Origin of the sequence: Haloprofundus salilacus, assembly GCF_020150815.1 — an archaeon.
Classification (GTDB): domain Archaea; phylum Halobacteriota; class Halobacteria; order Halobacteriales; family Haloferacaceae; genus Haloprofundus; species Haloprofundus salilacus.
Window position 1 is genome coordinate 1 of record NZ_CP083723.1, and the last position, 12,711, is coordinate 12,711.

General features: G+C 65.9%; 15 protein-coding genes. 9 read left to right on the forward strand and 6 right to left on the reverse strand.

Translation table 11 applies throughout. The annotated features are described in order from the left end of the window. Positions 1–165: 165 nt before the first annotated feature. Genes pan2 through LAQ58_RS00015 form a run of 3 tightly spaced genes read left to right on the forward strand, consistent with a single transcriptional unit; the run spans position 166 to position 2,368 of the window. Positions 166–1,398, forward strand: coding sequence for a proteasome-activating nucleotidase Pan2 (pan2, locus tag LAQ58_RS00005; protein ID WP_224448575.1), 1,233 nt, complete (start codon positions 166–168; stop codon positions 1,396–1,398). Between the two features lie 52 nt (positions 1,399–1,450). Beyond that, on the forward strand, positions 1,451–1,924 hold the full coding sequence (locus tag LAQ58_RS00010; protein ID WP_224448576.1) for a pyruvoyl-dependent arginine decarboxylase: 474 nt from the start codon (positions 1,451–1,453) through the stop codon (positions 1,922–1,924). Positions 1,925–1,984: 60 nt separating this feature from the next. Continuing rightward, entirely contained in the window at positions 1,985–2,368 is a 384-nt protein-coding gene (locus LAQ58_RS00015) for a DUF5811 family protein (protein ID WP_224448577.1), read from the forward strand. A gap of 141 nt (positions 2,369–2,509) precedes the next feature. Here LAQ58_RS00015 and LAQ58_RS00020 read toward each other — a convergent pair whose 3' ends face one another. Further along, a complete protein-coding gene (locus LAQ58_RS00020; RefSeq protein ID WP_224448578.1) occupies positions 2,510–2,740 on the reverse strand; it encodes a DUF8015 family protein in 231 nt (76 codons plus the stop codon). 184 nt (positions 2,741–2,924) lie between these two features. Continuing rightward, a complete protein-coding gene (gene infB / locus LAQ58_RS00025; protein WP_224448579.1) occupies positions 2,925–4,727 on the reverse strand; it encodes a translation initiation factor IF-2 in 1,803 nt (600 codons plus the stop codon). A 209-nt stretch (positions 4,728–4,936) separates the two neighbouring features. Here infB and LAQ58_RS00030 point away from each other — a divergent pair, with 209 nt between their 5' ends. Both LAQ58_RS00030 and LAQ58_RS00035 read left to right on the forward strand, forming a co-directional pair. Continuing rightward, the gene (locus tag LAQ58_RS00030) at positions 4,937–5,185 is read left to right on the forward strand and encodes a PRC-barrel domain-containing protein (RefSeq protein WP_224448580.1); all 249 of its coding nucleotides are present in this window, start codon (positions 4,937–4,939) and stop codon (positions 5,183–5,185) included. 4 nt (positions 5,186–5,189) lie between these two features. After that, positions 5,190–5,648: an NOB1 family endonuclease gene (locus LAQ58_RS00035; RefSeq protein ID WP_224448581.1), complete on the forward strand. Its 459-nt coding sequence runs from the start codon at positions 5,190–5,192 to the stop codon at positions 5,646–5,648. Positions 5,649–5,676: 28 nt separating this feature from the next. Here the strand turns inward: LAQ58_RS00035 and LAQ58_RS00040 are convergent, their stop codons facing one another. Together LAQ58_RS00040 and LAQ58_RS00045 are read right to left on the reverse strand one after the other, a co-directional pair. Further along, on the reverse strand, positions 5,677–6,429 hold the full coding sequence (locus LAQ58_RS00040; protein WP_224448582.1) for a CPBP family intramembrane glutamic endopeptidase: 753 nt from the start codon (positions 6,427–6,429) through the stop codon (positions 5,677–5,679). 93 nt (positions 6,430–6,522) lie between these two features. Then, positions 6,523–7,809, reverse strand: coding sequence for a glucose-6-phosphate isomerase (locus LAQ58_RS00045; RefSeq protein ID WP_224448583.1), 1,287 nt, complete (start codon positions 7,807–7,809; stop codon positions 6,523–6,525). Positions 7,810–7,931: 122 nt separating this feature from the next. Here LAQ58_RS00045 and LAQ58_RS00050 point away from each other — a divergent pair, with 122 nt between their 5' ends. Both LAQ58_RS00050 and LAQ58_RS00055 read left to right on the forward strand, forming a co-directional pair. Then, positions 7,932–8,444, forward strand: a complete 513-nt coding sequence (locus LAQ58_RS00050) for a DUF8056 family protein (protein ID WP_224448584.1) — start codon at positions 7,932–7,934, stop codon at positions 8,442–8,444. Between the two features lie 98 nt (positions 8,445–8,542). Continuing rightward, complete coding sequence (locus LAQ58_RS00055; RefSeq protein WP_224448585.1) at positions 8,543–9,016, forward strand: DUF5812 family protein; 474 nt, start codon at positions 8,543–8,545, stop codon at positions 9,014–9,016. 102 nt (positions 9,017–9,118) lie between these two features. Here the strand turns inward: LAQ58_RS00055 and eif1A are convergent, their stop codons facing one another. Then, positions 9,119–9,403, reverse strand: a complete 285-nt coding sequence (gene eif1A / locus LAQ58_RS00060) for a translation initiation factor eIF-1A (RefSeq protein WP_117594401.1) — start codon at positions 9,401–9,403, stop codon at positions 9,119–9,121. A gap of 137 nt (positions 9,404–9,540) precedes the next feature. Beyond that, positions 9,541–9,885 (reverse strand): DUF7968 family protein, encoded by a 345-nt coding sequence (locus LAQ58_RS00065; protein ID WP_224448586.1) that lies wholly within the window; start codon positions 9,883–9,885, stop codon positions 9,541–9,543. Positions 9,886–9,964: 79 nt separating this feature from the next. Between LAQ58_RS00065 and secF the strand changes: the two genes are divergently transcribed. Together secF and LAQ58_RS00075 are read left to right on the forward strand one after the other, a co-directional pair. Further along, positions 9,965–10,855, forward strand: a complete 891-nt coding sequence (gene secF, locus LAQ58_RS00070) for a protein translocase subunit SecF (protein ID WP_224448587.1) — start codon at positions 9,965–9,967, stop codon at positions 10,853–10,855. After that, positions 10,852–12,453: a preprotein translocase subunit SecD gene (locus LAQ58_RS00075; RefSeq protein WP_224448588.1), complete on the forward strand. Its 1,602-nt coding sequence runs from the start codon at positions 10,852–10,854 to the stop codon at positions 12,451–12,453. The genes secF and LAQ58_RS00075 overlap by 4 nt, the downstream gene beginning before the upstream one ends. Positions 12,454–12,711: the final 258 nt, after the last annotated feature.

Genomic DNA, 12,711 nt, shown 5'->3' on the forward strand with positions numbered 1-12,711 from the left:
TACGTCAGAGTCGCCTTCGAGAATCCGATGGCGTTCGTCTCGTCCCGGCCGACGGTCCAGTCTGCGCGTTTGGCATCGATATTCGGGGCCAAAACGCCGGGGCGCCGGTAAGTTCACTCTTACCCAAAGGCCCATTTATGCGCACCCCCATACTCCGTATAGAGAATGTCTCGGAGTCCGTCGCTCCCCGACCGCCCTCGGCTCGACCTCGACCCAGAGATGTCGGACGCCGAGCGACTCGACGCGATGCAGAAGCATCTCGCACGCATCGTCCAGGTCAACGAGGAGCTAGATGAACGGTTAGCACAGGCAGACAACCGGATGGAAGACCTTCAGGAGGAGGTCGACCAGCTGAAACGCCGCAACGACACGCTGAAGAAGGCGTCGCTGTACCTCGCCTCCGTCGAAGAGGTGTCCGACGACGGCGTCGTCATCAAGCAGCACGGCAACAATCAGGAGGTGCTGACCGAAGTCTCGCCGCAACTGGAGAACAAACTGGAGGCAGGCGACCGCGTCGCCATCAACGACTCCTTTGCGGTCCAGCGTATCCTCGACGACGAGACCGACGCCAGAGCGCAGGCGATGGAAGTCGAGGAATCACCGGACGTGACCTACGACGACATCGGCGGTCTCGACGAGCAGATCCGGGAGGTCAAAGAGGCCGTCGAGGACCCACTGGCCTCGCCGGAACTGTTCGAGGAAGTCGGCGTCGAGCCGCCCGCGGGCGTCCTGCTGTACGGCCCGCCGGGAACCGGCAAGACGATGCTCGCGAAAGCCGTCGCCAACCAGACCGACGCGACGTTCATCAAGATGGCCGGCTCCGAGTTGGTCCAGAAGTTCATCGGCGAGGGCGCACGACTGGTCCGCGACCTGTTCTCGCTCGCCGCCGAGCGCGAACCCGCCGTTATCTTCATCGACGAGATAGACGCCGTTGCCTCCAAGCGGACCGACTCGAAGACGTCGGGCGACGCCGAGGTTCAGCGGACGATGATGCAACTGCTCAACGAGATGGACGGCTTCGAAGAGCGGGGCGAGATCCGCATCATCGCGGCGACGAACCGCTTCGACATGCTCGACGAGGCCATCCTCCGGCCGGGTCGCTTCGACCGCCTCATCGAAGTGCCCAAACCGAACGAGGAGGGACGCCGCCGCATCCTCGACATCCACACGAGTCGGATGAACGTCGCCGACGACGTGGACCTCGAGACGTTCGCCGACGACCTCGACGGCTTCAGCGGCGCGGACATCGCCAGCCTCACCACCGAGGCGGGGATGTTCGCCATCCGCGACGACCGTACCGAGGTCCGGATGGAGGACTTCGAGGCCGCCCGCGAAAAACTCGCCGAAACCGACGGAGACGACGGCCCTGTCGGCGAGTTCACCGACTACCAGTACTGACCGTTCGCCGGTTTTCGCAAGCGCTTACTTCCCGCCGCGTCGTCTTCCGACAATGAGCACCATTCGCGTCGTGAGCGGCGTTGCGACCGGCCCGACGCCGATGTCGTCGTACGACGCCGCCCTCGCCGAGGCGAACATCCACAACTACAACCTCGTCGCCGTCTCCTCGGTCGTCCCCCCCGACGCCGAGGTGGAGTACGTCGAAACCGCGCCCGACCTCGGCCCGGCCGGAGGGCGTCTCACCGTCGTCGAGGCGCGCGCGACCACCGCCGGACCGGGTCGCGTCTCCGCCGGTCTCGGTTGGACGACCGGACCGGGGCCGGGGCTGTTCTACGAGTCGGCGGGCGAGACGGACCCCGAAACGGTTCGCGAGCGAGTCACCGCCGGTCTCGACGCGGGACGCGACCTCCGCGAGTGGGCGTTCGAGGCGGAACACGTCGAAGTCGCCTCCGCCGAGGCTAACTCCGGCGAGTACACGACGGCGCTCGTGGTCGCGGCCTACGGCGAGAGCGAACCGATTATATAATCTTGCTCCTGCCGACGCCTTTTTACTCGGATACCGCCTAAAGCGCACGATTGAGTTAGTATGAACGGAAACACCCCCTTTGCGGGCGTTCCGGATGCCGTCGACACCGACCAGCCGAATCTGTCGACGGAGCTTACCGGCGACCAGAAACAGCAGCTCCGCCGAGCGGTCGCCAGCATCGTCGCCCAGACCCGCGAGTATCTCCCCGACAGCTACGCCATCGGCTCTGAACTCTCCTACGATTCGAACGGCCCGCGAGCGACCGTCGCGGTCCACCCCCCGGCGGGTCACGCCGTCAGCGCCGGGTTCAAACCCGACACCGACGACCTCGAATCCGGTCTCGACGACGAGGACCGCCGCGAAGTCGCGCGGGGTCTCGCCGCCAGCGCCGCGATGCAGGTGATGACCGCCGTTGGCGACGGCGTCACGCCGACCGCGAGATAACTCTCCTCGCGTTTCCGCACACCGCCGCTCGAATCCGCGGACCGCCGAGAGCGGTCACTCTCGACGTGCGGTTCGCGTCGAAACGAGAACGAACGTCGCCGAGGTCGTCTCGCTCCCGCCGTTCGTCTCTCGGCTGTCGATTCACCGACCGGTCGGCTCGACCGGCGCCTCGACGAACATCCCGTAACCCACCAGCGCGGCAGCAGGCAGCGCCCCTAGCGCCACGCCGTGCGCGAGCGACAGCGACGACGTCGCACCGACGAGGAGGCCCGCCAGGAGCAACGTCGGAATGAGCGCCAACAGGAGGTCGTAGCGCGATATCCCGTTCGTCGAAGCGGCGATGCTACCGGTTCTATCGATTCCTACACTCACTATTCACCACCTCACGCGACAGTAACGGCCCCTGACCACTAAAATTTCACTTCACGTTACGCTCAGGTGACCAATTGGAAAGTTCCTCGTAACGTATCGCCCGGTTACGGGGCGCTCCGGACGAGAGGGACGAAGTCGGACGGAAGTGGACAGACTGCGGTGAGAGCGGGCGAGACGCGGCGACTCACTTCCCCCAGAACGGGTCGCGGCGGCGGTGTTTGTCGAGGTAGCCCTGCAGCGCCTCCAACTCGTCGCCGGGAATCTCGCTCGACAGCTCCTGTTCGAGAATCTTCGCGTGCTTCTCGGGGAGTTCGACCCACAGCTCGTCGCCCTCGTCTATCTGGCGGCCGACCGTCGGGCCGTCGATGGCGACGCTAACGCGGTTGCCCGCGCGGACCTGCTTAACGTCCTCGCCCTGCTCCTGGATGCCGGAGAGCTGGCCGACGCGCGTCGGCTTGTCGCCGTCGAACTTCACGACGCGCATGTTGTTCTTCAGCGTCCCGGACATGATCTCGACGCCGACGACGGCGGGGTCGTTCTGGCGGAACACGTGGTCTTGGAGAATGCGGAAGCGCGCCGGGCGGACGATCTTGTCGAGCACCGTCTCCTGCTGGGCGCGCTTGCGCTCGGTGACGAACTCGTCGTACTCCTCGATGAGTTGGTAGATGACGTCGTCGTCGAACAGTCGCACGTCGCTGTTCTCCAGTTCGTTCTCGGCGTTCGGCAGCACGTCGACGTTGAACGCGAGGATGACCTTGTGCTCGTCCTCGCGGGCGGTTCCGGCGACGGCCACGTCGCGCGGGGCCACGTCGCCGACCTCCGCGCGTAGGATGGGAATCTCGGCTTCTTTCAGCGCGTTCGCCATCGCCTCCAGACTGCCGAGCGTGTCGGCTTTCACGACGACGCCCTCGTCCTCGGTGCTGACCTCGATTTCGGCGAGTTCGGCCTGCACGTCCTGAATCACGTCGTCGACGTCGCGGCCCCGGACGACGCGAACCGGCGCGCCCGCCATCGCGGCGTCGAGGTCGGGGGCGGCGATTTTCACGCCCGCGGCGGCTTTCGCTTCGTCGACGCGCTCGAAGCGCTTCTCGGTGCGAATCTCGGCGAGCGGTCGCGGTTGCAACAGCGCCCGAACCTCGGTGACGATGGGCCCGTTCGTCCCGCCGACGACGACGGTGTCGCCCTCGCGGACGGTGCCGTCGTACAGTACCACGTCGAGCGTCGCACCGAAGCCGCGCTCCTCCTTCACTTCGAGCACGGTCCCCGCGCCGGGACCGGCGATGTCGACGGCCATCTCGGCTTTCATGTAGCGCTGGGAGAGCCCCATCAGGACGGCGAGCAGGTCGGGAATCCCCTCGCCGGTCATCGCGGAGACGGGGATGACGCCGACGTTCTTCTGGAAGTTCTGAACGCGCCAGTAGAGGTCAGCCGACAGGCCCTCGTCGGAGAGTTGGCCGATTATCTCGTAGAGGTTGGTGTCGAGCATCTGCCGCGCCCGGTCGCTCTGGCCGTCGTACGACGGTTTGATGGGCGACCCCTCCTGCGGGTTCCACCCTGGCGTAGTGTCGACTTTGTTGGCAGCGACGACGAACGGCGTTCCCGTCCGCTTGAGGATGTCCAGTGCCTCGACGGTCTGCGGTTGGAAGCCGTCGTTCACGTCGACGACGAGGATGGCGATGTCGGCGAGCGCACCGCCGCGCGAGCGGAGCGTCGAAAACGAGTGGTGCCCCGGCGTGTCGATGAACAGCAGGCCGGGCAAATCGAAGTCGTCGGGGTCGACGAGGCTTCCGGCCATCGACGAGACGGTTTCGAGCGGAACTGCCGTCGCGCCGATGTGCTGGGTGATGGCGCCGGCCTCGCCCTCGCTGACGGCCGACCCCCGGATCTTGTCGAGGAGGCTGGTTTTCCCGTGGTCGACGTGACCCAGAACGGCGACGATGGGTGTGCGAAGCGTCTCGGATTGAGGTGGCTGGTCCGTGTCTGACATGAAAATCGCCCCGGAGAAGTTCTCTTATCCGTCGAATACGGGGGGCCGAAGTTAAGTGTTTCAACTCCGTCTGCTGCTGATTCCGACACGAGAGAAATACAGGATAGAGAGATGCTCTTCGACGAAATACTGTCTCTTTCCTCGACGACCGACAGACGCCCGTCAGACGACCCCGTGGCGTTTATGTGACCGGACTCGAATAGGCGGCTATGGCCGACATACTCGCCGAGAACCTCTCGGGTAAAGCCGTCATGGGTTCGGACGGAACCGAACTCGGCATGCTGTACAACATCACGATGAACCACAAGACGGGCGCGCTCTCGGACCTGCTCGTCACCCCCGACGAGGAGGCGTTCACCGTCGACACGGGATCGCTCGACCGAGACGACGACGGCCGGTTCCGAATTCCGGTCAGCCACGTCAAAGCGGTGAAAGATTACATCGTCGTCCAGCGTTAGGTAGATGCAAGTTCTCGATTCTTCGGCGTTCATACACGAGTACCACACCGACGAGCAGACCGCTTCGATACCCGACGTGCAGTCGGAACTGGAGGGCGAACACGCGTTCCGTTTCGACGCGATGGAGGGCGCGGGGATGCACATCCACATCCCCGCCGAGGGGGCCGTCGAGACCATCGGTCGCGCCGCCGCGGAGACGGGCGACGCCGACGTGCTCTCGGAGACCGACATGCGACTGCTCGCCACGTCCTTCGAACTCGACGCGACGCTCGTCACCGACGACTACGCGATGCAGAACGTCGCCGAACACCTCGGCGTCTCGGTGAAGGTCATCGCCCGCGAGGGCATCGAAGAGCAGCGCAACTGGCGGTTCCAGTGCGCCGGCTGCGGACGCGAGTTCGACGAGAAACACGACCGCTGTCCCATCTGCGGGTCGGACCTCACGCGAAAGAACCCGGCGTAAGCCGGCCGTTCGACCGCGCTCCGTTTCTCTACGCGCCCGGAATCAGGCCGGTCGCGATAGCGTACTGACCGAGGAACTGGTAGGAGTTGAACAGGCCGTGGACGACGGCCACGACGACCAGATTCTCCGACCACTCGTACAGCAGCGCGAGGATAGCGCCGAGGACGAAGATGACCGCGATGCTCGCGATTTTGCCGCCGCCGCTGCCGATGAGCGCCAGCCAGTGAGCGACCGCGAAGACGGCGCTGGCGACGACGACGGCGAGCGTCTGTCCGTAGATGCGGCGGAGCTTCTCCTGAACGATGCCGCGGAAGATGAGTTCCTCCATTGGCCCGACGAAGAACACCGTCACCGGCACCATGTAGAGGAAGTATATGGGGTTCTGCTGGCCGGTCGTGATCACCTGATTGGCCGCCACCTCGATGCCGAGCTGCTGGATGACGGCGGAGACGGCGACGAGCGCGCCGACGAGAATCACGAGGCCGCCGAAGATCCAGCCGACGTCGCGGAGCGTCGGGATCCGCCAGCGGACGATGTCCCACTCGTTCCGCTTCGAGAGGTAGAGGTAGGCGGCGATGCCGAAGCCGACGTACTGCAGCGAACTGAGGGCGGCGCGCATCGCCGGCGTCTCCGTCGAGACGCCCGCGAGCCGAAGTAGCAATACGCCGACGAGCGAGACGGCGATCCCAACGGCGAACGCGCCGGCGACGACGGAGACGACGGTCCCGGCGACCTGTACGTGCGTCGGGGACTGTGACTGCGGGGAAGGTTCTGACTGCATCTGCTCGTCGTACACTACCGGTCGACGCCGAATAGATGCACCGGTCGGGTGCGGCGTCGTTCGGTCACCGGCGACCGATCTCCCGACTCTCGACTACTCGACTTCGAGTCGCGTCTTGTCGCTGACGGCGTCGGCTTCCTCGAAGTCGCCGCCGCCCAGGAGGCCGCGCGCGGCGCGCTTGCCCCACTCGACGGCCGGTTGCGTGAACGTCGAGACGTTCTCCAGTTCCCCGTAGAGGACGCAGGCGGCCTCCATCCCGTACAGGAGTTCGCCGACCCCGCGTTCGTCGACGCGATCGATTTCGACGCGAACGTTGGGTTGGCCCGCCGCCGCGAGACTCGCTTCCGTCGCCTCGAACTCCGCGTCGAGCAGTTCGCCGAGCGTCGACCCGCCGAGGTACGACAGTCCGTCGAGGTCGGTCTCGGGAATCGGTCGGTCCTCGCGCTCTCGCGGACGGACGAGCGTGACGAGTTTGTCGTGGCGACCCGCTCTGTAGAGTTGGAGTTGCGAGTGTTGGTCGGTCGCGCCGAGCGCGCGGGCGGGCGTCTGGCCGACCCCCTCCTTGCCGAGGCTCTCGGCCCACAGTTGCGCGAACCACTCGGCGAAGTACTCCAGCGACTCGGCGTACGGCATCATCGCGTTGACCGTCGCGCCGCGGCGGTCGAGCGCGTAGGCGGCCGCGCCGTAGGCGTAGGCGGGCGAGTCGAACAGCGACCCCGAGAGGCTCTCGGCCTCGTCGGCCGCGCCCGCGAGAATCGCGTCGAGGTCGTGGCCCTGAATCGCCGCGCAGGCGAGGCCGACGGTGGAGAGCGCCGAGAAGCGACCCGGCACGCCGTCGGGCACCTGCAGCGCGGGGAGGTCGTGGTTGTCGGCCAACTCGCGGAGGTTGCCCTCCTCGCCGGTCGTGACGAACGTCCGCTCGGTCCAGTCGACGCCCGCCGACTCCATCGCGTCGCGGACGACGAGGAAGTTCGCGAGCGTTTCGGCGGTCGTTCCAGACCGGGAGACGACGTTTACTGCGGTCCGATCCAACGGGAGGGAGTCGAGAAGCGTCGTCGTCGCCTCGGGGTCGACGTTGTCGAGGAAGTGCGCGTCGACGTCGCCGCCGAGCGCCTCCGAGACGGTTGCCGCGCCGAGGGCGCTGCCGCCGATGCCGACGGTCAGGACGGCCTCGGCGTCACCGAACGGTTCGACCGCGGCGCGAATCTCGTCGGGGTCGGTCGTCTCTGGCAGATTTAACGCCGCGTAGCCGTGTTCGGCGTCGGCGCGACCCCGCTCGATGCGTTCGTGGGCGTCGGCGACGCGTTCGTCGAGTCGCTCCAACTGCTCGCGGCTCAGTCCCGGCGTCGAGTCGAGGACGTTGCCGAGGTCGACGTACATGGCCGAACGCGCGCGCGCCGACACCAAAGGCGTTGTCCTCGCCACAGGCGACGAGAGTCTCTCCCCTGCGGACGGACTCACGGACCAATCGGCTTAATCGGCCCCGGGGCCAACTGCCGACGATGGCCGACGGTTACAACGGCGTCTTCGGTGCGTTCCCCTACGCGCTCAGACACTCGACCTCGTGGCTGTTCCGCCTCTATGCCGCCGTGAGCGCGCTCGTCGCGCTGTTCGTCACGCTCGTGGTCGGGACGGGCCTCGTCGTCCTCATCGGCCAGACGGCGAACTTCGGCGGCGGCCAGTTAACGCTCTCTCGTTCGTTCTACGCCGTCGTCGGTCTCCTCCTCGTCGCGCCGATTCTCGCGCCGACGCTGTTCGTCGCGCGTCGACACCGTCGCGAAAAGACACGTGAGGGCGAACGGTACGACTTCGCGCTCGGCCTCGCGGGGTTCGTCTTTCTCGCGTCGCTGTACGTCGGCGCGATAATCACCGTTCCGCCCGACTTGCAGACGCCGGTCGACGGGACGCTCGCCCCGCTCGTTGAGTTCCTCTACGGCCTCCCGCAGTTGGCTGGGTTGGTCCCGCCGCTGCTGGCGGCGCTTTTCATCTACGACGTCCACCGCCGGCTTCGGTGACTCCAACGGCAACGGCAACGTCCCGCGATGCTCGGTATCGCCTCACACACCGCCGAGACGACGAAACCGAGAAACGTCCCGCTGACCTATCGGCGGGCATGACTGACGACTCAAAGGAAGGGACGTTCCTCGTCACCGCCGCGGACGACGAGACGGCCGTATTGAAGGACGTTGAAGACGGGCAGGTCCACACCCTCGCGTCGAATCCGGGTGTCGAGCGACATGACGCCGTCGAGGGCGTCGTCGCGCCCGACCCACCGATGAACGTCACGTGGCAACTCGTCGAGGTCAACTCGCGTCGGCCGCTCCGAATCGAGGAGAGCAGCGAGTCGCCGACGACGATGGTCCGCGACGTCGCCGCCGAGCAACCCGTGGGCGAACTGACGCGACGCGAGCGCGCCGGAACTGGCGAAATTCACGTCGTGACGGTCCCCGAGGACAGAACCGAGCAAGCCGTCGCCGACGTGCTCGACGACGAGGAGGGGCTGCTCTCGCGGGCGGCGCGACTCGGCGTCAGTAGGGTGGAAGTGCGTTCGTCGCCCGGCGTCGTCTCGGTTCGGTACATGCCGTAGTCACCGCAGAACTCTACGCGTCGCTCCCGGCGAACGCTCGCGTCGTCGCCGATAGATCTCGTCTCGCTCCGATGGCCGCTTCCGCAGACGAAGAAAAATCGACTACTGGATGTGGCCTTCTTGCCGGAGCTGCTCGGCGTCCTGGTCGGTGTAACGCCACTCGATGTTGGCCTTCTCGTCCTGCCAGTCCCACGGCTCGACGAGGACGACGTCGCCCTCGTTGATCCACGTGCGGTACTTCATGCGGCCGGGAATCCGTCCCATTCGCTCTTTGCCGTCGTTGCAGCGAACGCGGACGTGATTGCCACCGTTGTGCTCGGTGACGACCGCGAACAGCTCGTCGTCGTTGGGCATTCGAAGGTTCCGACGCCCAGTTTCTTCGCTCACAGTTTAAGAAGGATACGGAGACGGTTAAGACGTTTGGGGTCCTCGTTAGCGGGTGACACAGCATACCACGAGCGGTGGCTCTCGTGCGCTACGAGCGGCGGTTCTCCGGACCACTCTCTGTCCGCGGCCGCCACCGCTCACCTCGTCGGTCCCGCTCTGCTCTGTACGCGCCACCCGCCTTCCATCGTCTCGTCGCGTTCGGCGTACTCCACGGCCGTTTCGTCGCCGACGAGGTTGCCGCCGTCGACGGCTTCGACGCGGAACCGCACGTCGAGGCTGTTGCCGCAGCAACCGGTGTCCACGAACGTCTCGATCGCGTCGCCGACGGCGGGCTCGTCGAGTTTCCGGCGAAGATAGCCCCGATATCGGTCTGTCGAAATCTGGTCGCGCCCCCACTCGCTGAGGTTCTTCGGATGCGAGAGGACGACCCGCGTCGCGGTTCGCTGGCGGTTCTCGTCGTCCGTCTGGGTGGATTCGGCCATCGAGAACCGTACGCGACCGAGGCACATGAGGGCACGGAAATTTAAGAAGGCTTATTCGACGGGCTGACTACCGCCCGACATGGTTGCATTCGACGTACCGGAGGTCGATTACACCCGGTACACGAATCGCCAACTCGCGGCGGTTCCGCTCGCGGTCCTCGCGCTCGCCCTTCTCGTCATCGCCGTCACGTTCGCGACGACGGGCGCGCCCGTGGCGCTCGGAACCGAGTTCTCCGGCGGAACGGAGGTGCGACTCGCCGTCGACGCCCCCGACGGACAGGCCGAGCAGGTCATCCAGCGGGCGTTCGATGCCGACATCGAGTCGATTCAGTCCGTCCCGTCCGACGGGACGTACGTCGTCACCTTCGGTCCCGACACGGACCCCGCGCAGTTGGAACAGACGGTAGAGAACCCGCCGAACGACGCGGCCCAGCGTCTCGAAATACAAAGTCTCTCGACGGTCTCGGCGAGCTTCGCGGGTGACTCCCAGCGACTCGCGCTCGGCGGCGTCGGCGTCGCGTTCCTCGGGATGAGCCTCGTCGTCTTCGCGCTGTTCCGGACGTTCGTCCCCTCCATCGCCGTCGTCGTCTCGGCGTTCTCCGACGTCGTCATCCCGGTAGCGCTGATGAACCTCCTCGGCATCGAACTCTCGTTGGGGACCGTCGCCGCACTGTTGATGCTCATCGGGTACAGCGTCGACTCCGACATCCTCCTGAACGACCACATCCTGCGCCGATCGGGCGACTTCTACGAGTCGACGTACCGCGCAATGCGGACGGGTGTCACGATGACGCTCACGTCGCTCGCCGCGATGATCGTCATGACGATTACGGCGACGCTGTTCGGAATCCAACTGCTCTCGGCCATCGGTATCATCCTCGTCTTCGGGCTGACCGCCGACCTGATGAACACGTACCTGCTGAACCTCAGCCTGCTTCGCTGGTACAAGTTCGAGGGGGTGAGGCGATGAGCACCCTCCGCGACAACTGGCGGGTCATCCTGCTGGTCGTCCTCCTCGTCGCCAGCGTGTTCGCGCTGTTCGGTCCCGCCGGCGGCGCCGCCGGCGGCGCAGACGGGAACCAGACCGCCGGCAACGGGAGCGTCGCCGGAGCCAGCGACGGCCCGACAAACCTCGTCTACGGACTCGACCTCTCGGGCGGGACCCGCATCCGCGCGCCGCTCGTCGGCGTCACCGCCGAGGAAGTCGAGTTCGACAACGACTCGACCGCGCAGGTCGCCCAGAACGTCGCCGGCGAGCTGCCGAACGCCGACGTGACCGACGTGACGGTCCGACAGCCGACGCAGGACCGCTCGGCGACCGTCGAAGTCACGACGCGAAACGTCTCCACTGACGATCTCGCCGCGGCGCTCGACGCGGCCGGCTACGAGTACGGCAACGTTCGCGACGGCGTCACCGAGGAGACCCGAGAGCAGACCGTCGCCGTCATCAGCAACAAGATCAATCAGGCGGGGCTCTCCGGCGGCTCCGCGCGCATCGTCTCCACGTCGACCGGCGAGTACTTCGTCCTCATCGAAGTACCCGACGAACAGCGCTCGGACGTGCTCGAGCTCGTCAGCCAGCAGGGTCAGGTGCAGGTCGACGCCTACTACCCGGTCGAAGAGAACGGCTCGACGGAGTACCGCCGCGAGATGGTGCTCGAACAGGGCGACTTCCAGGACATCGGCAACCCCGAGCAAGGGCAGGGCGGCAGTCCGCCGAACGTGCCCGTGGTCATTCGCGAGTCCGAAGCGCCGGAGTTCCAGCAGCGGATGGTCGAAACCGGCGTCGCTGGCGATGGGGGAAGCGTCTGTAGCTACGACGAGAACCCCAACGAGACGGGACCGTGTCTGTTGACCGTCGTCGACGGCGAAGTCATCTACTCGGCCGGGATGAGCCCCGGTCTCGCCGACGACATGCGGAGCGGCCAGTGGGAGAGCAACCCGCAGTTCGTCCTCCAGACGACGAACTACTCGGAGGCCCAGCAGCTCTCCATAAACCTTCGCGCCGGCGCGCTCCCCGCGCCGCTGGACATCGGCCCGGACGGCGAGGGAACGTCGTCGTACATCTCGCCGACGCAGGGTGAGAACTTCCGCATCAACTCGCTCATCACGGGCATTGTCGCCGTGCTCGCCGTCAGCGCAGTCGTCTTCTTCCGCTACGGCTCCGCCCGCGTCGCGGCCCCGATGGTCGTGACGGCGCTGTCGGAGGTGGTCATCCTCCTCGGCGCGGCGGCGTGGCTGCGCTACCCGCTCGACCTCGCGGTCATCGGCGGCTTCATCGCCGTCATCGGAACGGGGGTGGACGACCTCATCATCATCGCCGACGAGGTGATGGCCGAAGGCGACGTGCACTCCAGAAAGGTGTTCCAGTCGCGCTTCAAGAAGGCGTTCTGGGTCATCGGCGCGGCCGCCGTGACGACCATCATCGCGATGAGTCCGCTGGCGGTGCTCTCGCTCGGCGACCTGCGCGGCTTCGCCATCTTCACCATCCTCGGCGTGCTCATCGGCGTCATCGTCACCCGACCCGCCTACGGTGACATCCTGCGGGCGCTCTTGACCGACCGCTGAGCGGTCGACGTTCCCCTCGTTCTTTCGTTTCCGCAGTTTTTGACCGTATCGTGGCCAGTTCCTGTCGATCGTTACGTTCGTCGCATTCTTTCTCTGTTGTCGTCCGACTCGAACCCTATACGCACAAGACGGTGGGGGTCAAACGAGGTGATATGCACCTACCAACGCTCGGAACACCCGAAGGGGCGTTCGACTACCTGATGATCGTACTGCTCGCGACCACCGTCGTGTTCGGACTGTTCTTCGGCGCGCTCGCAA

Coding starts and splice junctions, on each gene's coding strand:
- pan2 (WP_224448575.1), top strand. CDS start 166: ATGTCTCGGAGTCCGTCGCTCCCCGACCGCCCTCGGCTCGACCTCGAC.
- LAQ58_RS00010 (WP_224448576.1), top strand. CDS start 1,451: ATGAGCACCATTCGCGTCGTGAGCGGCGTTGCGACCGGCCCGACGCCG.
- LAQ58_RS00015 (WP_224448577.1), top strand. CDS start 1,985: ATGAACGGAAACACCCCCTTTGCGGGCGTTCCGGATGCCGTCGACACC.
- infB (WP_224448579.1), bottom strand. CDS start 4,727: ATGTCAGACACGGACCAGCCACCTCAATCCGAGACGCTTCGCACACCC.
- LAQ58_RS00030 (WP_224448580.1), top strand. CDS start 4,937: ATGGCCGACATACTCGCCGAGAACCTCTCGGGTAAAGCCGTCATGGGT.
- LAQ58_RS00035 (WP_224448581.1), top strand. CDS start 5,190: ATGCAAGTTCTCGATTCTTCGGCGTTCATACACGAGTACCACACCGAC.
- LAQ58_RS00040 (WP_224448582.1), bottom strand. CDS start 6,429: ATGCAGTCAGAACCTTCCCCGCAGTCACAGTCCCCGACGCACGTACAG.
- LAQ58_RS00045 (WP_224448583.1), bottom strand. CDS start 7,809: ATGTACGTCGACCTCGGCAACGTCCTCGACTCGACGCCGGGACTGAGC.
- LAQ58_RS00050 (WP_224448584.1), top strand. CDS start 7,932: ATGGCCGACGGTTACAACGGCGTCTTCGGTGCGTTCCCCTACGCGCTC.
- LAQ58_RS00055 (WP_224448585.1), top strand. CDS start 8,543: ATGACTGACGACTCAAAGGAAGGGACGTTCCTCGTCACCGCCGCGGAC.
- LAQ58_RS00065 (WP_224448586.1), bottom strand. CDS start 9,885: ATGGCCGAATCCACCCAGACGGACGACGAGAACCGCCAGCGAACCGCG.
- secF (WP_224448587.1), top strand. CDS start 9,965: ATGGTTGCATTCGACGTACCGGAGGTCGATTACACCCGGTACACGAAT.
- LAQ58_RS00075 (WP_224448588.1), top strand. CDS start 10,852: ATGAGCACCCTCCGCGACAACTGGCGGGTCATCCTGCTGGTCGTCCTC.